The organism is Anaerocolumna jejuensis DSM 15929 (genome assembly GCF_900142215.1).
Taxonomy (GTDB): Bacteria; Bacillota; Clostridia; order Lachnospirales; family Lachnospiraceae; genus Anaerocolumna; species Anaerocolumna jejuensis.
Map to the genome: position 1 here is coordinate 128,988 of NZ_FRAC01000006.1, position 24,590 is coordinate 153,577.

Here is a 24,590-nt window from a genome sequence, read left to right on the forward strand (position 1 = left end):
CTCCAATAATATGATATGTACAGAATACGATTACAGAAAAGGGTAAAAAAAACATGGGACAATTATACATAAATTGTCCCATGGATCGTATCTCCACTGTCCCCTTACAAGACCCGACTACATGTATCCAGGATACATTGTCTGTTCATCTCTTATTTATTTTCCGATTTATAGATGAAAATAAGAAAAGGATATTTCAATACAATAATATATGATTTTTCTCAGATATTGTTAATACCTATTTATAACTTTATAAAATCTCCCGAAAGAACTCATAAAAACCGATATCCATTGCCAGTTCATCGGGATTGGTTTCTTTTCGGTCATAATAATACAATCCGGACTCAATATGTACCGAAAGGCTGTCTAAGGGAAAGCCCTCCACTCTTCTGCTATGGGGTGTATCTACAATATAAAAGGCTTCACCGGATAAATTATCCGCCATGCTCTCATAAACATGCTCCTTATCCAGAACAAAGCAAATCGCATTTTTATACCTGGCCTTTAACTTACCGAAGCGCTTGGCAAGTCCACTGTAATAGGCTATCATCTCTTCATCCGTTAATTCTTTTCCGGCTACTCTCTTTACATAAACTCCCGGCTGGTATTCCTCGGGAAGCCCTTCAAAATAAAGACCGGAGTCACAGGAGAAAACAGGAATATGAAGGGCTTCGTAATAGGCAGTGGCTTTTAACCTTGCATTCTCAAGAGGAGTAAGACCATCTTCTGCAACCTTCGGTATTCTGCCGCTGTATTCTTTAAGGCCGATAATTTCAATATTCAGATCCTTCAGTGCTCTTTGCATCACTCCAAGCTTTGCCTGGTTTCCGGTACCGTATAATATTTTCATCTTATGCTGTTCCTCCTGGGCATAATTCTTTGCCTGACCCGTCGTGCAATAACCGGTATCATCCTGTCTTTACTATAAGGTAACTTAAAAAATCCAATAATAGATTTTATAATTTATAAGTAATATATTTCCCCTTGGATACATTTTGTTCCAGCAATTGGATAGCTGTCTGCAACGCAGCTTCATTTTCAAAGCATCTCTTAGGAATTATACGGATAAGTCTTTCCGATTCAAATAGTACGATATACTTATTCGTTACAAATATCTGGTGTATATCCTCGTAATGAAGTGTCATATGAATATCAGGTGATATAATCTCAATATAATCTGACGAAATAAAATAGCTGATTTCCTTTTGCGCCGGTTTATTGCTGGAGAATTCTTTCCCGGCAGATTTTTTGACCAGAAGCGGACGCAGCAATCGTAAAACAACGTATGTTATGATGAGAAATAGCGGCAGCATAAGATGGAATAGTCTCTCTGCTATTGATTGTTCCCTTGTTATTACCGGTTCTGAAGTTGAAGCAGGAACAGCCAACTTCCACATTACATTCGCCAATATTAGAACTATGCACACAATTGCCGTCAAAATGACTACTGTTTTCTTATTTATGCTTTTCCTTTTGATTTTTGGAAAGATCATGCTGAAATCTCTGTACTCTTCTTCCGTCAACCTAACTTTAACTTCCATTTTTCCTCCTAAAATACAATGAATTTGTCCTGTCTTTTTTAACACTTCTTTATTGTAATCTATTTCTTACAGATTATCCATATCCTGCATAAAAATAAATGTGCTAATTGTCGTCAAGAAGATTGGCAAATAGGAAGCTATACCATTTTTCTTTACAATCTCAATCCACAACAGTAAAAGGTACCGCTATACCATTTCTGATATACGGTACCTTTCCATATTATGATAGCTTTCGTTATGTAACAGGTAATTTAACCCTATAGAATATCTAAGAGTCTGTCTACCCCTGGTTTGGTGGTCTTGTTATAGAAAAATTCATAACGGAAGAATACATACCCATCTACAAGACCGGTATCTCTTCCATATTCAACCTGTTTTCTCAGTACATCCGGGTCATTTTTCCAGTCCTTTTCCAAAGTGGAGCCGGCTCTGTAGGTAGCAATTCCTACATACACCTTAACAGTGGAACTGGTTCGGTAAGAGAGCCACTTCTTTAATGTTTTATCATAGGGATAGGTACTGTTTGAAAATGTCCAGTAAATCTGAGGGCAGATATAGTCCACATAGCCGTTAGAGGACAGCCAGGTCTTAACATCTACATAATAAGCCTGGTCACTTGCCAGTGAGTCAATAAATCCTCCCGGACTGATACCAAATTCTACGTCAGGTTTTATTTTCTTTATCATGCTGTAAGCATTTCTTACAAGAGTATTGACATTGTATCTTCTCCAGTTGGCAATGGTCATAGGAGTGACGTTATTCATCTTGCACACCTCTGCATACGCCTGATACTCCGGTGCATCAAAGTTCGTCTTGTATCCGCTGCCCAAAGCCGGATAGAAATAATCGTCAAAATGAATTCCATCCACATCGTAGTTGGTAACAATTTCTCTGATACCATTCAGGATAAGATCCTGCGCCTGTTTAACAGCAGGGTTATAATAAAGGTTTCCGCCAAAGGATAAAACGTTTCTGTCATTGGAAGCATCCGAATCTTCCTTCCAGACTCTGGCGGGGTTATCCTTGGAAAGCTTTGAGTAATCCGTGCTGCCGGTTGTTACCCTGTAAGGATTCAGCCAGGCATGGAAAGCCAAGCCTCTGTCATGGGCTGCCTTAACCATATAGGCCAGGGGATCAAAGCCTGGGTTAGTACCCTGTGTTCCGGATATGTATTTAGACCAGGGGAAATAGGCAGAAGGATACATGGCATCTCCATAAGGTCTTACCTGAACGACTACTGCGTTCATTTTAAGGCTTACAACATTATCAAACATCGTATTGACAGTCTTCTTAAAGGATTCTTCTGTAAACCCATTCTTACCATAACTTGCAAATTCCAGATAGGAAATCCATACCGCCTTAAATTCCAGCTGGATATCAATGGTTTCAATAACACGGTTTCCTGCTTTATCCTCTGCCATTACACTATAAGTTCCTCCACTGGTAACAACGAAAGAAGAGGCGGAGCTTACATCCTTTGCACTATCCCATTTGTCCGATGTTGTGGAGGTATTGCTGCCCTTCAGATACTTTATTTTACCGATACCGGAAGCATCCTTTACTGTATAGGTAATGGTTGCTTTTTGTTTCAGAGCAGAATAATTTAAAGCCAGGGTCGGTTTCTGTGCATCAATATTGGTTACATTAACAGCTCCAATCGTGCTGTTCCCTGCCTTATCTAATAGTAATACTGTCTGGTTTCCATTAGCAGAGACAGAAAAGCTTCCGGTTCCGTCAGAATTTAAGGTAATTTCCTTTCTGGCACTTTCCGTAAAGTCTTCTATTGTCTTCTCTCCGGACATGTAATAAGCTGCTGCGAGGCCGGATTCCGAATCTTCACCCTTTATCTGAACCGTAATACTTTTATTGGTCGGAGCAGCATCACTTAAGGTATAGGAAAATACCGGAGCTGTTTTATCGATATTGTTTACAGTAACCGTCTTAAATACCTTATTTCCGGCTTTATCCTTCAAAAGGAAGGTAAAGACAGCATTTGTTTTTACCGTCATGCTTGCCGTATACGTATAGATACCTTTCTTCGTATCAGACGATACTGTCTTTAAATTGAGGGATTTTGCCTGCTTTGTAAAATCTCCCGCCTTCTTTGTACCTGTAAGATACTGCAGGCTGCCAATGCCTTTACCGGTTTCCTTTACCGAAAAAGTCAATATTACATCCTGGTTTGTGATATTTTTTGTACTCATACCGACAGTTAAGGCCGGGGCCTTTGTATCGATATTGGATATGGTAATGGTTTTGACTGCAGCATTGCCTGCCTTATCCAGTGCATAGAAGGTATAGGTCCTGTTGGCAGAATATGCTACAGAAGCAATACCCTTTGAATTGACTTTCAGAGCTTTTCCTGCTGACTTAAAGTAGGACGCAGATTTTTTATCATAGGCCCATTTTACAGTTTTGATACCGGAGGCATCTACCGCTTTTACTGTTACATTTACTTTACCATTTGTAGGTGCTGCCGTATTTTGTGTCACAGTTAATTTCGGAGCTGCCGTATCCCTGGCGGCAAAAACTGCTTCCGGCTTTTGTAACAGGACACTTCCTGTTAATAACAGGAAAAATAATGTCCATATATAACTTCTTCTTATCTTGCGTAACATACTTCACCTCATTCCGGCGCATTTTCAGTGCGCATCCTATTTAATTGCAATTGCTTATATATAACCTTATTTTTTATCTTCGGTAAAACAGCCGGTCTTGTATATTTACAACCGGCTGTCATTATCTTTATTGTTATTTTCAAGCTTACTGAACTTATGTACCGAACCGTTTTGATAGATTATCTGCCGGTAGGATAAGCATCGAATACCTCACAAATGCTTTGATAAATAGCATATGCTGATTTTTCCTGAAAACTTGCATTGGTCAACTGTGTTAAATCGCTCTTATTTGACATAAAGCCAAGCTCAATCAGAATAGCAGGAACATGATTTTCTCTTGTTACTACCAGATTCTGGCTTGATATATAGCGCTTTTGTGTGCCAATCTTAGCTGTAAGGGAATTCAGGACAAAGGTTGCTAATGTCTTGCTGTTCAACCCTGCTGAATTAACAGAGGTATTGGGAGCGTAATAATAAATTTCCGTACCTTTTGGTTCTGTCTTGGTATTGGCATTCATATGAAGGCTGACAAACATATCAGCGCCTACAAGGTCAGAAAATGCCGCTCTGTCATATAAATTCACCAAGGTATCGTCGTATCTGGAATAATAAGCCTTTACTTCAGAATCAGGACTGTCAAAATACTGTCTGGTAAGTTCATACATAATCTTATAATTCAGATTCTTTTCATAGATAGTCTTACCATTCAGGCTGCGTACGGCACCAGGGTCTGTTCCGCCGTGACCGGCATCCAGTACAACTATATTTTTATAGATGTCCCTGGGATTGCCAAGAGTTACACCGACTTTTGCATTTCCAAGGTCCGTAAGCTTAAAGCCCTGAAGAACGGCAGTGTCAATCACAATTTCTGTTACACCTTTTTCTACTAACAAGCCCACCGAATTGATGACATTATTGGACCATTGAACCGGATTCTGTGTATAGTAGGATGTAACATCACCGGGAAGCTTAATCAGGATCCGGTTCTTATAATACTGGTCTTCCGTAGTGATGTCACTATAGGATAAACCATCCGGAATACTGAATTTAAGGGAATAACCGGCAGTCTGAGCAGCTTCAAAAACGATTCTGTAGGTGCTGCCGTCTTGTTCCACATTGTATTGATTTGAACCATTCTTTTCAAGGGTTATAACTGCCATGCCTCCAACGGTAGAGGAGGTTACAGTCTTAATGGAAGAAAGTCCTGGCTGTATGCTGTTATCGCCGATACCGTTTGCGGTAGCAGGAAATTGTAAGGTTACGGTATTTCCGGACTCGGTTAAGTTCACCTTTAAATCCTTCATACCGGTAATCTGAAGGAACTCATTTCCTGAAGAAATACCTGCTGATATTGTGTTTATAAAATTACGGTATATCTTAACATACAGGGTACTGCTGTCAGCAGATAATGATAACTCATATTTTAAATCAGTATCTGTCAGACTGAATGCAATATCGGCACCTGTTGGTGTTGCACTATCCAAAGCTAAAGTAACGTTCCCGGATAAGGCGCCTCCAAGGGTATAGGTCTGAGCAGATGCATTTGCATTATTAATATGCAGATTTAATACGGCATCCTGCTTGGTCAGGGTGGACTTGCTGAAAGGAAGGCTTCCGCGGATTGCATAAGTCTCACTGTTTGATGTTTTGGCATCCAAGCTTATACTGTTAATATAAGAACTTGCAGCTGTATCCTGGGAAACTTCCGTTGTATTGGTTATACTGCTTAAGCCTGTATATTCATTCAAATTATCTGATGTTAAGCCCCAGCTGAAGGAGGTAGTATCCGGTGCCGGGTCACCGCCAAGCTCCGGTCCTCCATTATTCTGATCCGGAACCGTTATAATCTTACTTTTTGTCAGAACAGAAGTCTTCGCAGAGGAATTCCAGCGGTAATCATACCCCAAATAGGAAGATACAAAGCTGCCGGGTACCATAACATAAGCTACATTGGTATCCAGATTCGTAACAACTAAAGGAGCAGTATCCATAACACGGGCTTTGCCGTTAACATAGGCTGTTTTCTTACCCATGGTAAGTACTACTACTGTTTTATCTTTGGTAAGGGTGAGCACTTTCTTAGCCTTATCATATTTATAATCGGCACCAATTGAGGAGGCCGAAAATACCTTATAAGCCTGAACCATTGCTGTGTCATTTATAATAATGCTGGGAAGGTCGCTGACATTGACCTTCTTATTATCAATGGTGACAGAACCTCTTGAACCGGTATAGTTAACTGTTTTACCATTATAGCTAAGGTGCAGGGGATTTGTTATGGTTCCTGCTGATGTACTGCTGTTCCAGGTATATACATAACCGAAGCTTTCCGCAACAAACCTTATCGGAACCATTAATTTTGTTAAATTAACATTTTTATATTTAATTTTTGTAGGTGCCTGAGACATCGTTACTTTTTTTCCATTAAATACGGCAGTTTTGCTGCCTTCTGTCAGCACCAGTTTCTTACCGCTTTTTGATAAGGTAAGGATTCCCTTGGATTTGTTATAGGCGTAACCAAATCCCACTCCTGAATTCACAAAGACATCCAGAAAGGAGGCCATGGAAGTACCATTAATGACAACTCCGGGTGTATTCTTCATATCAATGGCTTTGCCCTCATAATAATACTTAGCCTGGTTTCCTGTATAAGTAAGATTTGACTTTGTATTATACAGATACAGGTTTAGGTTGGACGCTGCTGAAACCTCCGTAAAGGGCAGGCATATTAATGCAAGGGCCAGAACCCCTATTATTTTCCAGCTGTTTTTAAATTTAACCATTTTTATCTTCCTTCTGTATATTGACAATGGGTTTAGCAGTAAAATAAAATATGTCCGCTAAAACATCTGTTTTTTTGCAAAAATTACAAAAAAATCATTTGAAATGTTAGGTTGCCGGTAAAATAACTATCCTCCCACCGACAGTTGTTATCAGGTTCCCATCTACTTTTTCTATATCTACCTCCCTTATTTTTTTACGCCGTTTTTAAGTTACTTCCCTGTAATATACTCCCATCCCTCATTCTCTTATAACTTAACGTGTAAACATGTTAAAAATATGTCATTTTATTGTTAATCATGAATTTTATGGTCATTTTGCCTAAATCATGTTATACTGTTCTTATTGGAGGTGCCTTATGGCAGAGCATAATTACCACGATAGCATGAATATATACAATACGGTGCGTTTGAGAAAGGTTTTGGAGGAATTGCCATCCTTTTGCAAAGATTTTTTCAGAGGAATCGAGCCTACTACCTCCTCCTTGACCCGCATTGCCTATGCCTATGATTTGAGGGTATTTTTTGAATTTCTGACAGTAACAAATCCTGCCTTTAAAAATAAGGCAATTAAGGATATTAAGATAGATGTACTGGACCAGCTTAAGGCAATCGATGTTGAAGAATACCTGGATTATCTCTCCTATTATAAAAAAGGGGAGACGGAGTACATAAATCAGGAGACAGGTAAAAAGAGAAAGCTTATCTCCTTACGGAGTTTTTATAACTATTATTTCAGAAGAGAAATGATACTGACCAATCCTGCCGCTTTGGTGGATATTCCCAAGCTTCACAGCAAAGAAATCATCCGTCTTGATATTGATGAGGTAGCCCGTCTTTTGGATCAGGTGGAATCCGGTGAAAAAATGACAAAGCAGCAGCTAAAATACCATGAGAAGACCAAAAAAAGAGACCTTGCCCTTATTACCCTGCTCCTGGGTACCGGAATCCGTGTATCCGAATGTGTCGGCCTTGACCTGAATGACGTGGATTTCCATAATGACGGCATTAAAATCAGGAGAAAGGGCGGGTATGAATCGATTATTTACTTCGGAGATGAGGTCAGAGAGGCTCTTGAAAGCTATCTGTTAGAAAGAGAAACCATCCTTCCGGAAGCTGGCAGCGAGGAGGCCCTTTTCCTATCTATGCAGCGAAAAAGAATCAGCGTAAAATCCGTTGAAAATCTTGTAAAAAAGTACTCTTCTATGGTTACCAGTTTAAAAAACATTACCCCTCATAAGCTTCGGAGCACCTACGGTACCAGTCTTTACAGAGAGACCGGGGATATCTACCTGGTAGCCGATGTACTGGGGCATAAGGACGTTAATACCACCAAAAAGCACTACGCCGCTATCGAAGACTCCAGACGGAGAAGTGCCGCGGGAAAGGTACGGCTTCGGGAAAAAGCTGACTGAAAATACAACTAATAACTGAATAAAATTTTTAAGAAAATATATGAAGTAATGAACTTTATTTAATATGAGAGATATAGCACCCACAAAATTTGTGAGTGCTTCTTTTTTTACTATTTTTGAATTTTAACATAGTTTAGTATGCAGATAATGGAAAGCAATATGCTTATATTCCAAAGATGAACTTATTCTCCGTCAAGATAGTTTACTTCCGACTCGATTTTGAATGATTTTTGTATGTCTTCAGACATAATACGCACTTTGCCTGTATTGGGATATATAACTACTTCCGGTGAACCTACTGTATGAACATCAAGGTAAAAAAGCAGTTCATTTGAATTATTGGTCAACATATGCGCGCCGTTTTCATTTGGTGGCATTACAATTACATCACCTTCAGAGACTTCAGAGTCACCTTTTGGTGTTTTTAACGTAGCAGTCCCAGAGATAATATAAAAAACTTCTTCATTCCCTGTATGCTGATGATATGTATAATTACTTTTTCCAGGTTGTAATGTATAGAAGTTAACACTGAGTTTTCCCTCGCCGCTTCTATATGGTGAAACACTTTCACTCCTTTGAAATTCGAACGATTGTTCACTCTTACCAATGTAGTCATAAATCTGATTCAAATTGAAGTCGCGGTACACTGCTGTCTTTACATTTTTTATTTCCAGTTCTCGCATGATAACATTCCTCTCAAAATAAAAATAATGATTTGCACAAAACAACGGTCAAGCAATGAACTTTTGGCATATTATTTTTAAGTTTTGGCAGCCTTTTCTTTATTAGTATAATATTCTTCTAATTGTTTAATTACCGGTTCAAAGAAGGTATCACACCAACGGCTCATTGCTTTCACAAATGTTTCCTCTTTGTAAACCTTGTTATGATGAATAACAATATAGCCAATGATCGATAAGGAAGAAAATGCTTTAATATAGGCATTATTTATGTTACGATTACTCCTTGATTCATACCCTGCCACAAGTGAAGGAATATACTCCTCTTTATTTAGGCTGCAGATAATCCCCCCCCAGTTCCATTTCAGGAATGCCATAACCTGATAACGAAAAATCAATCGGTGAAAAGCTTCCTTTATCATAAATTATGTTAGATTTGCTTAAATCCGCATGTATTATTATAAAGTTCTGTTTTTCATCTGCCAGAATCCGTTTTATGTGATTCAAAACTTTTTCTATCAGTACATAGGAATGTTCTTCTATATGTTTCGCTTCCCAGGCATTTTTTATCTCATTTGACATCCGGATAATATACTCTTCATCATAGCAGCATCTTTTCACATCAGGTATTTGAGCCGTTGCATAGTGCAGTGTCCCAATCATTTGTCCGATTTGTAAAACGAGTTCTTCCGAAATTGGGCTATTAATTAAATCTTCGCCATCCAGCCACGAAAGTACAGTTACCAAATCACCACTTTCCAAACGTGTTACATATTCACCCGCTGCATTTCTGATTGGATATTGTGTTTTAATACTGCCGATATCATGTAATCTTCTTAAAAGTTCAATTTCACTTTCAATAAATACCTGCCTGGGCGTATCTCCATAGCTCGTTGAGAAATCTAAGCCTTCTGCTGCTTTATGAATTCTCAACAAGTAATTTTTATCACCATCCGATATTTTGTAGGTCATATTTTCATTATGCCGAATGAAAACCGCCTCGGGTTGTATAAAACTGTAACTCTTAAGTGCTTCTTCAATCATACTTTTCCTCCGCTATAGGAAAGCCAGATTACTAAATACATTTTGTTTTCGTGGCAATACCATCATTTTCGTCTTCAATAACGGCAATATCCGCCCCCAAAGCAAGCAGCTTCTGAAAGAAATTATCATAACCTCTTAATATATGCTCCAGCCCATAAATTTTTGATTCGCCTTCTGCAATCAAGGCAGCCATGACCAATGCAGCGCACATTCTGATATCCGTTCCTGCCATGGTAGTTCCTGTCAGCTTTTGTACCCCCTTAATTGTAACCTGGGAGTGCACACTTTCATAAGCCATCCCCATTCTTCCCATTTCAAATAAATGGTTAAACCGCACCGGAAAAATCGTGTCCTTTATAGAGGATTTTCCCTTGCAGTTTAAAGCATAAACTGCCGCAAAGGGCTGTAAATCTGTCGGAAAGCCGGGGAAGGGCAAGGCTTCCACATTAATAGACTCCAGACTGCAATTAGATGCATCAATAAAGATATTACTGTCCTCCGCTTTTATCTGTGCACCAGAATCCGCTAAAATCGTAATTACAGACATAACATGCTCCGGAATGACATTCTTTATAATTCCGGAACCTTTTGTTGCTGCAATCATAAATAAAAATGTTCCGGCTTCCAGCCTATCCGGTATGACTTCATGAATGGTTCTGTTCAGTTTTTCTGCCGTTGGCTTTATATGAATGACCGGAGTGCCTGCACCGGTAATCTTAGCTCCCATAGAATTCAATAAAATAGCCATGTCCACTATTTCAGGCTCCATGGCAGCATTATAAATAACAGTCTCGCTATCAGCGGCACTGGCAACTAGCATTGCATTTTCTGTTGCGCCTACACTTGGAAACCTTAAAAATATTTTTTGCCCCTTATATGGAAACCTCGTTGCTTCGCATTTCACATACCCATCAACAATTTCCGTGCGAATCCCAAATTTATTAAATACATATAAATGAATATCAATCGGCCTGTTTCCTATCTTATCCCCACCGGATATAGGCACTGTTGCCTTACCGAATTTTGCTAATAAAACACCAAGAAACAGATTGGAAGCTCTGATTTTCGAAACATATTGTTTACTTAATTCAGAGCTATGCATATCACCCCTGATTACTACAGTACTGTTCTCACAAACCAACTGTATACCAATTTCTTTTAAAATCCCTTGCATTGCCTCAATATCAGATATATCCGTAATATGCGTTAATACACCTTCCCCCTCACCCAAACACATTGCCGGTATTAACGCTAATATAGAATTCTTGGAACCACTTATTTTAACCTCGCCTTGTAATGCCTTACCACCATTCACTTTCAAATAAGTTTTGCCGCCTGTCATTATGTGTATCCTCGCTTATTGCTTTCTATGTATTCCTTTTTTAACTATGTATTTTTTCATTAATAAAATGTAAAGACTTTATAAAAAATAAATTATTCACCTTATAATATTACTATTCTTTTCCCTACAAATCAATGAATATTTGCAACTGCTCATAAGGATTATTTACATTTGCTCAATAAATAATAAAAAAAATAATGTACCCCCATTACAAGGTACATTACCTTTTATTTTTTTCATCATATTACAGCGGAAAAGAAGCTGGCAGGCATTTTTTTCTGAAAATTTCCGTCAAATCCTTCCCCTCCTGTTTTCAGCCGGAAACTGACAGGCATCTTTTGCTAATATCTTGTGGTTACCTGAAAGCCTTCAAGCTCTAAGTCTTCTTTTGAAATTTTTCTGTCCCAGTTAACGGCGGAATTAACATTACCTTCCACTACGGTTATACTGGTGTCGGATTTTGTAAGTACTACTACCGAATGATAGTCTCCAATTCTGATAGTATCCCCTATTCTAATTTTCTCAAAATCCTGATGTGTTTCAGCCGGCGAATATCCGAACGCTATATCACTGATGCGAGATGCAAAAGCATAACAACCGCCGCCTATTACATTCGGCTCATATTTACTGACATAAAGCTTACTATTATCCCATGACATTCCCTGAGGATATTTGTTACGGAGCCCTTCAATTTTTTTAGATACCTGAGCTTCTGTTCTTGGCCGGACTGTTATCCTGCAGGTTGATTTTTTCTTTCCCTCCAGGGCGGTGATTACAGCGGTTCCTTTTTTATAGGCGGTAACTTTTCCCTGGAGTGTAACGGTCACAATTGAATTATTGCTGCTTATCCAGCTGACGGCGGCAGCAGGTTTGCTCATTTTTAGTTTGTAGGTATCTCCAATGTACAAGGTCAGGGCGGACTTATTTATTTTTGCCGCAGCCGCTTCCACTTTCTGTCCTTTTACTGGATAACCAGTAGAAACCAAGAGCATGACTGTCAAAATAAAAAGCAATGGTAATCTTACTTTTCTTAATTTTCTCATAGGCAGGCTTTTTCCTTTGTAATTTATAGAAGTATAGATCCATATTAATGAAAGAAAAGAATATATGCAATAAACATAATTTACTATAAGGTTCATATTGACATATGCTGACTGCCGTTTTTATACCATTCACTAAACTAGCCTGTCAAACTGCCGAGGCTTGCAGGAAGCTACTATACTTTTTGATACAAAAAACCCTTCATACCTTTCCTGTAATTCGCTGTTTTGGAAAGGTATGAAGGGTTATCTTTTACTCTATTGAATCATGGTCCGCTTAATCACAGCTGTAAAATGCAACATTTAACAGATACATTAAGCTTACAGCAGTTTACCAAGCTCAGTATTCTTTAGCAGTTCCCCTAAAGGAATATTTTTAAGCGGCAGCTTATCTACTCCCAGACAGGTCTTTGCAGCATTGACCAGCACGCGGATATCATATTGGCTCGGATATACGGAGTCCATTGTCTTTCCAAGGTCCATCAGTCCGTACACTGCCATCATAGCACCTCTTACGGAATATTCTACGGTAAAGACGCAGTCTTCCGGAATCTCTGCATACTGTCCGATAAATCCGAAGTTCTTGCTTCCTTCCGGGATTACCTGGGGCCTGTCGCCGGCAATTCTGGGCATAAACTGTGATGTGATATATGGCATCATGCTCGGGATGACATTCGTCGTATGGGAGAGAATTTCGGGAATCTTATCCTTTAAGCCCATATGGAATAAAAGCTCTTCAAACATTTCACGGCCGGTACAATCAGAAAAAGTCTTCTTAATGTAATCTCCGGGTACATCCATATTTAAAGCGTATGCCCAAAGAACCTTTACATTATCCGGCTGATTGATGAAATGAGGATGCTTCGGAACTACCCAGCTCATAAACCAGCTGGAATCCTTGATAGTTACCAGACCGCCCATACCAGGCTTATCTCCTGTTAATTTAAGCAGATAGGGAAATACGATATCATCATCCTTCAAGGTTACGGTAAAGGACATCCATTTGGATTTGTCAATATCACTACAGAATTTTTCCGGATGGCCAAAGTCAGGAGACTTCTTTGCAAGCTTCTCCCACACACTGAAGCAGCCCTTATCTTCGGATCTGTTTAATACGGCAGGATTATTCAAATCCCCTCTTGTTGTATTTTCTGTCATAGAGCCATTTGTAAATAATACCAGATCATCCTCAGCGACCTTAATTACCTGGTCTTTTCCGTCTCTGATAAAATGGATTGCCGTAGCTGTTTTTTCTTTCCCTGCAAATTGAAAATCTATATCTGTTACCTTACAGCCATATTCAAAGCTGACACCCTGCTCCTTGAGCCAGGTAATCAGAGGAAGTATTAAGGAATCATACTGGTTGTATTCCGTATGAAGAATTCCTTCCAATCTGTTCATGCCTCCAATAAGGTGCATAAACCTTTCCATGTAACGTTTTACTTCTACCACACTGTGCCACTGTTCAAATGCAAACATGGTTGCCCAGTAATACCAGAACTTTGTTTCAAAGAAACTGGGGTCAAAGTATTCCCCAATAGTAGTTGCACCAAGAGCTTCTTCTGTTAACATATGCAGTTTCCCAAGCTCCATGGCATTCTGTTTGGATAATCCCAAATCGGAGAAATCAGCCTTCTGTCCCTGTTTTTCCACCAATCTGCAATGGGACTCAATTGGCTCAACTTTATTCAGTTCCACAAATTCATCCAGTACACTTATATTTTTATCCTTCAGAGAAGGTATGAAGCTGAATAAATCCATAAAGCACTCAAAATGCTCTTCAATTTCCCTTCCGCCTCTGGCTGTATATCCCTTTTCTGCCGTTCCTGCACCATCCATGGAGCCACCGGAGACCTCCAGTTGTTCCATTATGTGAATGTTCTTACCAGTCATATGTGCATCTCTGATCAAGAAGGCTGCAGAAGCAAGAGAACCTATTCCGCCTCCCAACAGATATGCTTTTCTTGTCCCGATGTTTTTAGGTGCTTTCGGATTAATTCTTTGATAATTGTTCATAGCAATCCCCTTTCTGAAATACCAAATTTTAATTCGCTGATATGTGATACCAGGCAATAAAATTTCAAAAACCTGTATCCTACTTTTTTATTCCTTTTGTTTACAACACCATATTACTTCTCCTCTCCGGGACTTTCAAATAACAAAAAAAGCATCTGTGAAAAATTTTCACAGATGCTTCAAAGTGTGTAAAATCATTTTAAAATAAAAATTAAAATACTTCCTGCGGGCTTTCAAATGCTTTTAATAATACGGAGTATGGTTCCATCCAGCATTTTTTCAATTCTGTCAGCAATAGCCACTTTGTCTTCCTTCATACCATTGTTAATCCATTTCAGGAATTCACCGGTTATGGCATAGGAAAAAAATTCGGAAACTTCCGTCTTTTTCCCATCCTCCACCGTAAACTTCAAATCCCTGGAAATGTCTTCTATCACTCCTGTCAGGACGGTGGTGAAGGTTTTGCATAAAAACATTTCCAGATGCTCTCTGCCAAGGGATTTGCAGGTGTTGACGCATATTGTCCTGTTTTCCTGTGTATAATTCAGGACAATCAACAAGCCTTCCTTCCAGTTTGACAGGCTGCAATGTTCATCAAGCTCTTCAATCACTTCATTTTCAAATATCCATCCCAGAAGCTCATAAACATCATGAAAATGATTATAAAAGGTATGCCTTGTAACACTGCAGGTATCGGCAACCATTTTAACCGATATCTTATTTATTGGTTGGTGAAGCATTAAAGACTTTAAAGCCTGAGCTAACGCATTTTTCGTTATTAATGATGAAGACATAAGGACTTTCCTTTTCCGGCATATTGTAATCGTATACAATCATTATTGTATAACTTTTCCTTATGGTTTTCAACATTTATTACGAACCTGTCACAAAGCCATCAGTCCTATTTGTCAATCTGAACCAACTGCATCTTTAATCCGGCATTATTTTTCCAATATGTTCATTTCGCTGTCAGCAAGGCTGATTTTCTATTTCTCACCAATCCATGAGTAAACATACTGCAGCTGCTCAGGGCTCTGTACACCGGGTTTTGTAAGTTTTTTAAATTCTCCCGGCAGCTTCTTTTCCAGGGCGGCCAAGTGAAAATGGCAGGTTGCAATTCCCACATCCACTCTTTGGATGTCAATTTTGGTCTTCGTATCTTCCGCTGCCTTTGTTTTATAAAAATGTAAGTTATTTTTTTCCTTCACCACCCGCCAGGGCTGCTTATTAACGGCAGAAGGAGCCAGTCTTAACATCTCGAGGGGAAAGGCATAATCCCCTGCTTCTGTTTCGGTAAGGGGATGTGAAAAGTCATCCTGATAGAATAGCTCTTTCCAGCCCTTTCGCTTATCTGCCTTGGCAATCCATCTTGAAAGGGTATCTGTAATCCTCTTTTTATCCAGTGGATAACCAATGGGCGAGATTGCCGGAAACAATTCGTTTTCTTTAATCCCCATGGCTTCTGAAAAACCGCTGCGGTTAAAGGTTCCTCCAAGCCAGCAGGTGCCAAGGCCTAAGGCTGCCGCATACAGGATGAGCTTTTCTAAGGAATAACCAAGAGCCTCTAAAGAAAGCTCCCCTTCCGTCACTGCTGCACCTAAATAATCCCCTGCTCCTTTAATTACGCCATATGTACCAAGCTTTTCCCCGTTTGCGGCTGATTTCTTCTCCAGCAATCCGATGGAGACCTTTATGGAAAAGGGATTTGATAAAGCAGCAATATAGGAAGTTATTTTTTCCTTGTCCTCTTTGGAAAGAGGACGTTCCTCATAGGTTCTCACGCTGCGGCGTGCCCGAACGGTTTTCTCTACTGGAAATTCAGCTACCATATACCTTCCTTTCTATACCCTGTAATCTATCAGGCTAATTTGCTATAAAGGTTAATTTCACCGGGTTTTTCAGCCAATTCTGCAAAGGCTGCCGTTAATTCCTTAAAATGCTTTGCTGCCATATGCTTATCTAAGGCCTCTTTATTTTCCCATTCCTCCATAATTGTTAAAACCTGAGGATTGGACAGGTCCTGAAATAATTCATAACGGATACAGCCGCTGTCTTTTTCGTTGGTTTCCTTTACCAGCTGCTTTGCCACTGTAATAAATTCCTCCGTCTTACCTTCTTTGATGTAATTCTTTGCTACTACATGAATCATCGTATGTTCTCCTTTCTGTTTTTACCATTTTTCATAGTGTACTCTGTCTGTTTTGTAACGGTCTGCAAATTCGTTCTTCTGCCCGTCGGGATACCCCACAGAAACCATGGCAAAAGGCCTGATGCTCTCCGGAAGCTCAAAAAACTTTCTGACATTTTCCGCCACGGCATCGGAGGTTGCAACACCAAACCAAACCCCGCCCAGACCCAGATGGACTGCTTCCAGCAAGAGGTTCTGAGTTGCCGCACTTAAATCCTGCTCCCAGGCAGTGGGAATTTTAAGCTCCTTTTCATTTGCAAGCAGTACAAAGGTAACAGCTGAACCAGCAATGGGCTTTGCATAAGGTGAGGTTCCCGACACCTGCGCAAGCCTTTCCTTATCCTGAATAACGATAAATTCCCAGGGCTGCTGGTTTCCGGCAGAAGGTGCCTGCATAGCTGCCCGGAGCAGCCTGACAATCTTATCAGGCTCCACTGCCTGATCCTTAAATTTACGTATGCTTCGTCTGTTAAAGATTTCATCCATGATGATTTTCCCTCCTGATTCTTTTATTGGGAGGATTACTCCTCCTGATTATTCAGCTTACTCAGCAGTTTATTGCTGATTCTGATAAACTGCCCGCTTTCTTCCTCTGTTAAAATGTCCTTGTATCCATCCTCAAGGATATTCCAGGCTTTGATAATTTCCTCCATTAATGCCAGCCCATCCTCTGTGGTGCAGATATAGACATTCTTTCCTTCTGTTCTTTTGGAAACAAGCCTTTTACCTTCCAGCTTTTCAACAAAGCGTGTTATGGTAGAAGGTGTCAGATGAAGCCTTTCCCCGATTTCCTTCTGATGGATGCTTCCGGTCTGATTCACAAGGTACAGGAGCAGTGCATGGCTGGGGGAAAGCCCTGTCTTTTTGAAAGCTTCCTCTGCAATTTTCCCAAAAGCCCTGGCAAGCTTCGTGGTAGAAAAGAATAAGCAGCCATTTAACATACATTCCTGTTCGTTCCCGTTGTTTCCATTACACAATGTTATCACCTCATTTGTTTGTACATACAAATATACTACTGGTATATTGATTTGTCAAGATAGATTATTCTATAGTTTCCAAATCTATACCACCACCCACTTTCTATGGTATAATGGTTTATCAGAGAACAGCAGAAAATGTCATGCAGCCCCTCCATTGTTTCGGTATACTAAAGAAAACGAACTCAAGGAGGAATCAATACTATGTTAAAAATACAAACCTATACCGCAGAGCTTGCTGGGACGAGCTATGAAATCGGATATCAGTTCGGAAAAATAACCGCTGCAATCCCACATTTGCAAACAATACATACTTCCGGATTAGAGGACTTTGGCCCTGAGCAGTCTGTGGAAGCTGCGAAGCTTTTTGACCGCTGGTGTCCCGGTCTCACCGAAGAACTTTGCGGTTTTGCCGACGCTTTGAAGGTAGCACCTGAGCAGGTGTTTTTTTACGGAATGACCTATCTGCTTCCCCGGTGCAGCCATATCGCGCTGCTGCCAAGCGCCACCGCCGAGGGAAAACCACTGCTCGCTCGCAACTACGAATTCAGTCACGAAGCCGAGGATTTCTGTCTAATGAAAACCAGCGTGACAGGAAAGTATTCGCATATGGGTACCAGCGTACTCCACTTCGGGCGGGATGACGGCTTCAACGAGCACGGCCTTGCTGTCACCATGAGCTCCTGTGGTTTTCCGGTAGGGGCACTTCCCTATATGCGTTCACCGAAGCTCAAAGGTCTTCAGTTTTGGGCGGTTACCCGCGCTTTGTTGGAAAATTGCAGGGATGTAACGGAAGCACTCAAATATCTGGAGGGTATGCCCATCGCCTACAACCTCAACTTGCTTTTACTGGATAAGGCGGGCAATGCTGCATTGGTAGAAACGATGGATGGTCTCACCGCTGTCAAGCAGATTAACTCAGCTTCTAAAGAGCAGATGCTCTATGCCACAAACCATGCGCTTTTTTCTGAGCTTCAAGCGAAGGAGCCCCAGGTGATGGCACATTCAGCAAGACGGTATGCAGTTATTGAAAAACAGCTTGCTCATCGAAGCGGGGTAACGAGGGCACAGCTCAAAGAAATGCTGCTCACCAAGTATCCAGATGGCCTATGCTGCCATTACTTTGAGGAGTATTTCGGAACCACAAAGAGCATGGTGATTTCCCCATCAGAGGGTATCATTGATCTTTGCTGGGGTGGCCGGGCCGAAAATGGCTGGCACACTTATGATATCACCAAACCATTGGGGAATGGCATGGAAGACGCGCAGATCAATTTGGAGAAAGCAGTGCCGGGTACTTATGATTGGCAGCCGCTGACTTAAAAAACGAAAGGGGGATTGCTGTGAACTATCGAAAAGCATTGGAGCAGGCGGTTATATATATAGAAAACCATTTGGGGGATAATATTAAAGTTGAGGACGTGGCAAAGGCTGCCGGGTATTCTTATTATCATCTGAATCGTCAGTTCACAGCCATCCTTGGTGAAAGTATCGGCAGCTATATTAAGAAGCGCCGTCTGGCGGACGCATCCAAGAAGCTTCTCTATACAGACCTTAAAATTATAGAGATAGCGATTGAATATGGCTTTGATTCACCGGAGGCTTTTAGCCGTGCATTCAAAGCCATTTATAAAGCCAGCCCCCAGAGCTATCGTCAAAACCGCCTGGACACCTTCATCGGCAACAAGGAACGCTTGGATACTGGACTGCTGAATCATCTGGTCCGCAATGTGACGGTCCATCCGAAAATCGTGGAACTGCCGGAAATCAAGGTCGCGGGGATTCGGGGAGAAACCACCTTGCGGGACAATCGTCTGCAAGAACTGTGGGGTAGGGCCAATTCTCTATATAGTCAAATTCCCAACCGAGTCCCCAATGGGAGAGCTTTCGGCATCTGCGAGGCATGTGCGGAAAACACGCTGTACACGATGAATGACGATATCCTATTTACTGAGGTGGCAGGAACGGAAGTATCATCTTTTGAAGGACTAACCGATCCCTTTGTGCCAAAAGTAATCCCCGGGGGACATTATGCGGTGTTTACCCACCGGGGTACTCTACAGATGCTGCCTCAGACCTTTGACTACATTTGGGGAACATGGTTTCTCACCACAAAAGAAGAATTAGACTGGCGGGAGGACTTCGAGCTTTATGACAAACGCTTCCTTGGGTATGATCATCCGGATTCTGAGGTGGATTTGTATATTCCAGTAAGACATCTATAACCTACTCATTCAAAATGATTCACCTTTCCCCATCGTAGTCTTCAATCTGCTCTGTTGTCACATTCTGTTCGGAGTAAGCATCAAATAGCCTTTTGAGATAGGACTCCCGTCGAGGTGTGCCGTGCAGCCCTGATCCTTGAGGAGTCCCACTCCTTGTGCTTCGTTTGAAAAGTTGGTGTCAACTTTTTCAACTTTACACGATTATCATACACTTGGCAGCTCATTTGCAGGCACGGGTAGTTTACCATTTACTATTCTCCCAACCATAAAATCAAAAGGACCGGTTCACAACAGCCTGAACCGGTCCTTTTCTTTATTCTTCCACGTTAATCCATTTTATAATGAAATGCTTTCGGCCTTAATGATATACCGTCCGGCAGTCAGTTCCAGATTGCTATCATAATTCCTGCTGCCTTCTTTCATTACCTCCAGAAGCCGGAAGCCCTCCGGAAGAACAAATTCAGCCAGGGCATCAAAAGGAACCTTTACTCTGAAATCGATTTGATTCCCCTGATACTCCCATTCACTCTCATACAGCCCGGCAGCGGATTGATAAGAAGCCTTTACCGATTGAAGCCTTTTATCCGGCTTTGGTGCAAGCCTTATCTTCTTAAAGCCAGCGTTGGATTCCAGCAGCTGAAAACCGCACATGTAACGATACATCCATTCTGCAATACTTCCATAAGCATAATGGTTGAGACTGTTCATACCGGTATCGCTGATATAACCGTTAGGGAGTACGGAATTCCATCTCTCCCAGATAGTCGTTGCACCCATGTTGACTTCGTAAAGCCAGCTGGGATAATCCTCATTAAACAGCAAGGTATATGCATATTCTGTCAAGCCGTTATCGGATAAAACAGGGCAGAGGAACTGGGTTCCTACAAAGCCTGTTGTCAGGTGGAGCTTGTTCTCCTCCAGCTTCTTCTTTAAATCTCCTACCAGGCGCTCTTTATGCTCTTCCGGTACCAGCTTCCAATGAAGGGCCAGAACCATAGCCGTCTGGGTATCCACTGCAATACGTCCCGTCTTTGTAAAATATTCATTTTGGATGGCAGTCTTAATCTCCTCTGCCAGCCGGGTAAATTCTTCATAATCTTTATCTTTTCCCAGTACCTTGGCAGCTTTTGCCGTAAGCAGTGTGGAATAGTAATAATGGGCAGATGCCACATAATAGGGGTCGGTTCCGCCAAAGGAGCTTTCCTTATCCAGATTATCCAAAGCCAGCCAGTCTGCAAAATGGAAGCCGCATTTCCAGAGCCTTTCCCCATTACAAAGAGTCTCATCCTGATTCTTCATATAACCCACCCAAAGAATCATATTTTCATACTGCTTTTCCAGTAAATCCTTATCTCCGTAATATAGATATAAATTCCAGGGAATTACCGTTGCGGCATCTCCCCACGCACAGGAGCCATTATCTGTAATCTCTTCTTTCCCGCTGATTCTCTGAATCTGCCCCAGAATATCCGGAACCACATGAGGAACAGAGCCCTTCAACTCTCTTTGCTCCAGCAGCATGTCGTACAGATATTTCCGATAGAAAGCAGGTGTGTACATATGAAAGCAGGCCGTAGCAGAAAATGCCTGGGCATCCCCTGTCCATCCCATTCTTTCATCCCTCTGGGGGCAGTCTGTGGGAACATCCAGGAAATTACCCTTCATTCCCCATTGGGTATTTTGGAACAGACGGTTTATTTTCGCATCGGAGGTAGTGATGTTTCCGGTCTTATCAAGCTCTGAATATACCACGCAGGCGGTATAATCCTCCAAATGTATTTCCTCCTGTCCTTCCACCTTGACATAACGGAAGCCGTAAAAGGTAAAATGAGGACGCAATACTCTTGCCTTTCCATCAGATATATAGGTATATTCCTGCTTAGCTGTCCTTAAGTTTTCGTTATAAAAGTTACCTTCCTGAAGAATTTCACCATATTGGAGAAAAAGCCTTGCACCTTCCGGCAAGGAGATATTCACCTCCGCATAGCCAGTTACTTCCTGACCAAAGTCAATTACTCTCTCCCTGGCCTTTGTATAAATCAGCCCCTTGGGTTTGATTCTTTCCATTACCTTAAGAGAGGGACTTAATCTTTCCATTACCTTTGCACGGGGCGGCTCTGCCTCTAAAGCATTACAAAAACCTTCCGTGTTCAGGTATTCCGTGTTCCAATCCTTTCTCTCAAGCCTTGCATCATATAGCTCACCGTCATAGATACTATTTTCACCAATGTGTGAAGTCCCGTAAAGCCAGGTAGTATCCGTACCTACCACCATAGAGGAACCATCCTCCATTGTGATGTGAAGCTCTCCCAGCAGCAGAAAATCCTCTCCGTAAAGCTTATCCAGCTTGTCAATGAAACCGAATCTTCCCATATACCAGGCCTTTCCCATAAGAATGGCCAACGCATTCTCTCCCTGTTTCAAATGGCTGGTGATATCATATGTCTGATATTGTATCCAGTTTCGGTAATCATTATAAAAGGGAGTCAGGATTTCCTCCTGTGCTGCTCCGTTCAAATAAAAGTTATACGCTCCCAGTCCGGTAATGTATAGTCTTGCCGCCTTTATTCCCTTTGGTATAGTGAATTTCCTGTAAAATAAAGGGCAGGTACTAATGTCCTTAGAGGAAGTAATCCATTTTCCGGTTTTAAATTCCTTCAGTCCGGTTTCAAACCAGGCAGCTTCACTTATTCCGGTTTCTTCATTCTCTCCCTGCACCTGAACCCTCCAGTAATATCTGGTCTGCTCCTTTAGTGTAATCTCCGGAATAAATCCCAGAGAGGAAATATCCTCCCTATCCTTACTGTCATAGAGACAGTCTGAAAAGTCCTCCGACAGACTCACCTGTACTCTGGCACTTTTCTGTCTGGTACCTGTTGCTTCCTCCACTGTCCAGGTAAATACCGGTTTATCCATGGCATACCCCAGTGGATTGGTTAAATGATTCGTTCTCAAATTAACAATTTTCATTTCGTCTCATCCTTCCTGCGTAGTGCCGGCAATGTTTTTGCCCCGCTGATTTTATGTTACACGTAATTGTCTTAATTTTCTTGGGGTTATCTTATAGTGATGAGGGGGGGATTTTATGATAAACTGTTAAATGTGCAAAATTACTATTGAATGCTTATTACATTTCTTAGAAATAGCGCTTTGTGGAAAGTTGATTATGTTAATTATCATTGAAATATTCAGGTTTTAACTTTTTTAATAATGCCGGAACAGGAACCTTATTACCTTCAGTGTAATCATGTTTTTTCCACGTTTTATCAGCTGCACGTTCCCAAAAAAATGTACCTAAATCTCCACTATAGACCCAAACACTATCGTTATCTCCCCATAAAAAGTAAAGGGTATCCCTTGTTCGAAAGAGAACTTTGGAAGAAAAGATAGCGCTCGTCCCAGGCTTTCCATCCGATATTTTAAATATATCAAATTTATTATGCTTAGTCCCATCAACGATTTCTTCTTTTATCACCAATTGATACTTTCCTGATGGCGAGGTAACCGGGTTACTCACAGTAGCCAAATCCTTCGTATCAATATTAATGCTATTATTATTAGATTTTTGATAACCATAAGATAATATTGAAAGGATTATAAGTATAAATAATATAATTCTTATTTTCAACTTTACTTCTCCTTTTGTAATCCATTTCCAGATAAGCTAATATGTATAGTATGTTAAAGTTGAGTTGAGGCATTTAAACAATCTCCAGTTCAATAACATAAACTCCAAGGCAGCTGTCCTTACTATTTTAATGGTACATAAATTTCAGCGTGTGGTTAATGTCTCACCAAGGCGGATGATTTATCAGTAATCAATACGAAATATATAGATAGTGCTGTCCATCATTTTGCTTAACAATGAACACCCACACTTCTACGGATTTAGGAGACGACCTAAACAAGTGCTTTTTCCTTGGAATAAATTGAAAGTAACATACCTCAATGTTGTTTTTATCCATATCCCACCAGGAAACTACGTTTTCAAAGTTTGGTAAACTGTTTTTATTTTTATAATCAAATTCTTTTCCAAGGCACTTCTCAAGCATTTTCTTTATACTATCTACATTTTGTTTATTCAATAGTATTTTAGCATCAAAATAATCATCCCAACCATTATAATCAAATTTAATTATTTTAGATGAAGAAGGTAGTGAAATATCAAGCTTATTTTCAATTATATTAACTGGTTCAACTTTTTTTAAATAAAATCAACAATATACATCATAGGTGTCCTTAATATAATTACTATATTGCTATCAAGTCTTCATCAAAGTAACGAGTTGATTTCCGCTTACCATTAATTGATATGTAGTATATAGGAATACCATTTTTCTGATGCCAGTTTATTTCTTCTACCGTTCCTTCCTGTGTATTGTCCTTCGCAAGCATAACCTTGCACCCTATTCCAAAACGTGGTTTATTCACAACTTTATACAAATCATGTTTTACCCTGAATGTATTTTTGCCATATTGCAGAGTTAAAAATCCATTAACATCATCAATACAGTTAAATACCTTTCCATAAGGCAACAATTTTCTAAAGTTTTTTAAATCACCTGGAAATATAAGATGTTCGCCATCCTCAATAAACCAAGGATAAAGCCCACTTGTATTTTTATATTTACTCACACTATCATCCTTTCTGCTGATTAATACTTATCATAAGGTACATATCTTTGGAAATTTTTAGAGTACATATTTATTCCCCAAAAACCTGG

The 24,590-nt window shown here is 40.4% G+C and carries 21 protein-coding genes and 1 riboswitch; of the genes, 3 read left to right on the top strand and 18 right to left on the bottom strand.

Features of this window, described 5'->3' with window-relative positions; translation table 11 throughout:
• Nucleotides 1-71: 71 nt before the first annotated feature.
• Nucleotides 72-159, bottom strand: a riboswitch (NiCo riboswitch).
• A 91-nt stretch (nucleotides 160-250) separates the two neighbouring features.
• From BUB77_RS00570 to BUB77_RS00585, 4 genes are all read right to left on the bottom strand, one after another.
• The gene (locus BUB77_RS00570) at nucleotides 251-850 is read right to left on the bottom strand and encodes a non-canonical purine NTP pyrophosphatase (RefSeq protein ID WP_073271798.1); all 600 of its coding nucleotides are present in this window, start codon (nucleotides 848-850) and stop codon (nucleotides 251-253) included.
• Between the two features lie 106 nt (nucleotides 851-956).
• On the bottom strand, nucleotides 957-1,541 hold the full coding sequence (locus BUB77_RS00575; protein ID WP_073271800.1) for a YcxB family protein: 585 nt from the start codon (nucleotides 1,539-1,541) through the stop codon (nucleotides 957-959).
• Between the two features lie 257 nt (nucleotides 1,542-1,798).
• Nucleotides 1,799-4,159: a glycoside hydrolase family 10-like protein gene (locus BUB77_RS30350; RefSeq protein WP_242962310.1), complete on the bottom strand. Its 2,361-nt coding sequence runs from the start codon at nucleotides 4,157-4,159 to the stop codon at nucleotides 1,799-1,801.
• Between the two features lie 179 nt (nucleotides 4,160-4,338).
• Complete coding sequence (locus tag BUB77_RS00585) at nucleotides 4,339-6,942, bottom strand: N-acetylmuramoyl-L-alanine amidase (protein WP_073271802.1); 2,604 nt, start codon at nucleotides 6,940-6,942, stop codon at nucleotides 4,339-4,341.
• 356 nt (nucleotides 6,943-7,298) lie between these two features.
• Between BUB77_RS00585 and BUB77_RS00590 the strand changes: the two genes are divergently transcribed.
• Nucleotides 7,299-8,354, top strand: coding sequence for a tyrosine-type recombinase/integrase (locus BUB77_RS00590; RefSeq protein ID WP_073271805.1), 1,056 nt, complete (start codon nucleotides 7,299-7,301; stop codon nucleotides 8,352-8,354).
• Nucleotides 8,355-8,536: 182 nt separating this feature from the next.
• On the opposite strand, the gene BUB77_RS00595 is transcribed toward BUB77_RS00590, so the two are convergent.
• The 11 genes from BUB77_RS00595 to BUB77_RS00650 all read right to left on the bottom strand — a co-directional run bounded on the left by BUB77_RS00595 (nucleotide 8,537) and on the right by BUB77_RS00650 (nucleotide 17,641).
• Nucleotides 8,537-9,037: a cupin domain-containing protein gene (locus BUB77_RS00595; protein WP_084123844.1), complete on the bottom strand. Its 501-nt coding sequence runs from the start codon at nucleotides 9,035-9,037 to the stop codon at nucleotides 8,537-8,539.
• Nucleotides 9,038-9,114: 77 nt separating this feature from the next.
• On the bottom strand, nucleotides 9,115-9,339 hold the full coding sequence (locus tag BUB77_RS00600) for a hypothetical protein (protein WP_073271808.1): 225 nt from the start codon (nucleotides 9,337-9,339) through the stop codon (nucleotides 9,115-9,117).
• Between the two features lie 22 nt (nucleotides 9,340-9,361).
• Nucleotides 9,362-10,078 (bottom strand): phosphotransferase, encoded by a 717-nt coding sequence (locus BUB77_RS00605; RefSeq protein ID WP_073271811.1) that lies wholly within the window; start codon nucleotides 10,076-10,078, stop codon nucleotides 9,362-9,364.
• Nucleotides 10,079-10,109: 31 nt separating this feature from the next.
• Nucleotides 10,110-11,420, bottom strand: coding sequence for a UDP-N-acetylglucosamine 1-carboxyvinyltransferase (gene murA, locus BUB77_RS00610; RefSeq protein WP_073271814.1), 1,311 nt, complete (start codon nucleotides 11,418-11,420; stop codon nucleotides 10,110-10,112).
• Between the two features lie 341 nt (nucleotides 11,421-11,761).
• A complete protein-coding gene (locus tag BUB77_RS00615; protein WP_170866551.1) occupies nucleotides 11,762-12,463 on the bottom strand; it encodes an Ig-like domain-containing protein in 702 nt (233 codons plus the stop codon).
• 318 nt (nucleotides 12,464-12,781) lie between these two features.
• Nucleotides 12,782-14,476: an oleate hydratase gene (locus BUB77_RS00625; RefSeq protein WP_073271821.1), complete on the bottom strand. Its 1,695-nt coding sequence runs from the start codon at nucleotides 14,474-14,476 to the stop codon at nucleotides 12,782-12,784.
• A gap of 233 nt (nucleotides 14,477-14,709) precedes the next feature.
• Nucleotides 14,710-15,270 (bottom strand): TetR/AcrR family transcriptional regulator C-terminal domain-containing protein, encoded by a 561-nt coding sequence (locus BUB77_RS00630; protein WP_073271823.1) that lies wholly within the window; start codon nucleotides 15,268-15,270, stop codon nucleotides 14,710-14,712.
• A gap of 192 nt (nucleotides 15,271-15,462) precedes the next feature.
• Nucleotides 15,463-16,305 (bottom strand): nitroreductase family protein, encoded by an 843-nt coding sequence (locus BUB77_RS00635; protein WP_073271826.1) that lies wholly within the window; start codon nucleotides 16,303-16,305, stop codon nucleotides 15,463-15,465.
• 29 nt (nucleotides 16,306-16,334) lie between these two features.
• On the bottom strand, nucleotides 16,335-16,625 hold the full coding sequence (locus BUB77_RS00640; RefSeq protein WP_073271829.1) for a putative quinol monooxygenase: 291 nt from the start codon (nucleotides 16,623-16,625) through the stop codon (nucleotides 16,335-16,337).
• A gap of 21 nt (nucleotides 16,626-16,646) precedes the next feature.
• Nucleotides 16,647-17,150, bottom strand: coding sequence for a nitroreductase family protein (locus tag BUB77_RS00645; RefSeq protein WP_073271831.1), 504 nt, complete (start codon nucleotides 17,148-17,150; stop codon nucleotides 16,647-16,649).
• 35 nt (nucleotides 17,151-17,185) lie between these two features.
• The gene (locus BUB77_RS00650) at nucleotides 17,186-17,641 is read right to left on the bottom strand and encodes a MarR family winged helix-turn-helix transcriptional regulator (protein ID WP_139241069.1); all 456 of its coding nucleotides are present in this window, start codon (nucleotides 17,639-17,641) and stop codon (nucleotides 17,186-17,188) included.
• Nucleotides 17,642-17,845: 204 nt separating this feature from the next.
• Here BUB77_RS00650 and BUB77_RS00655 point away from each other — a divergent pair, with 204 nt between their 5' ends.
• Complete coding sequence (locus BUB77_RS00655; RefSeq protein WP_073271837.1) at nucleotides 17,846-18,964, top strand: C45 family autoproteolytic acyltransferase/hydrolase; 1,119 nt, start codon at nucleotides 17,846-17,848, stop codon at nucleotides 18,962-18,964.
• Nucleotides 18,965-18,984: 20 nt separating this feature from the next.
• Complete coding sequence (locus tag BUB77_RS00660) at nucleotides 18,985-19,866, top strand: AraC family transcriptional regulator (protein WP_073271839.1); 882 nt, start codon at nucleotides 18,985-18,987, stop codon at nucleotides 19,864-19,866.
• 336 nt (nucleotides 19,867-20,202) lie between these two features.
• Here the strand turns inward: BUB77_RS00660 and BUB77_RS00665 are convergent, their stop codons facing one another.
• The 3 genes from BUB77_RS00665 to BUB77_RS00680 all read right to left on the bottom strand — a co-directional run bounded on the left by BUB77_RS00665 (nucleotide 20,203) and on the right by BUB77_RS00680 (nucleotide 24,501).
• Entirely contained in the window at nucleotides 20,203-22,836 is a 2,634-nt protein-coding gene (locus BUB77_RS00665; RefSeq protein ID WP_073271841.1) for an alpha-L-rhamnosidase, read from the bottom strand.
• A gap of 199 nt (nucleotides 22,837-23,035) precedes the next feature.
• The gene (locus BUB77_RS00670) at nucleotides 23,036-23,494 is read right to left on the bottom strand and encodes a hypothetical protein (protein WP_073271844.1); all 459 of its coding nucleotides are present in this window, start codon (nucleotides 23,492-23,494) and stop codon (nucleotides 23,036-23,038) included.
• Nucleotides 23,495-24,117: 623 nt separating this feature from the next.
• Complete coding sequence (locus tag BUB77_RS00680) at nucleotides 24,118-24,501, bottom strand: DUF6960 family protein (RefSeq protein WP_073271847.1); 384 nt, start codon at nucleotides 24,499-24,501, stop codon at nucleotides 24,118-24,120.
• Nucleotides 24,502-24,590 lie beyond the last annotated feature (89 nt).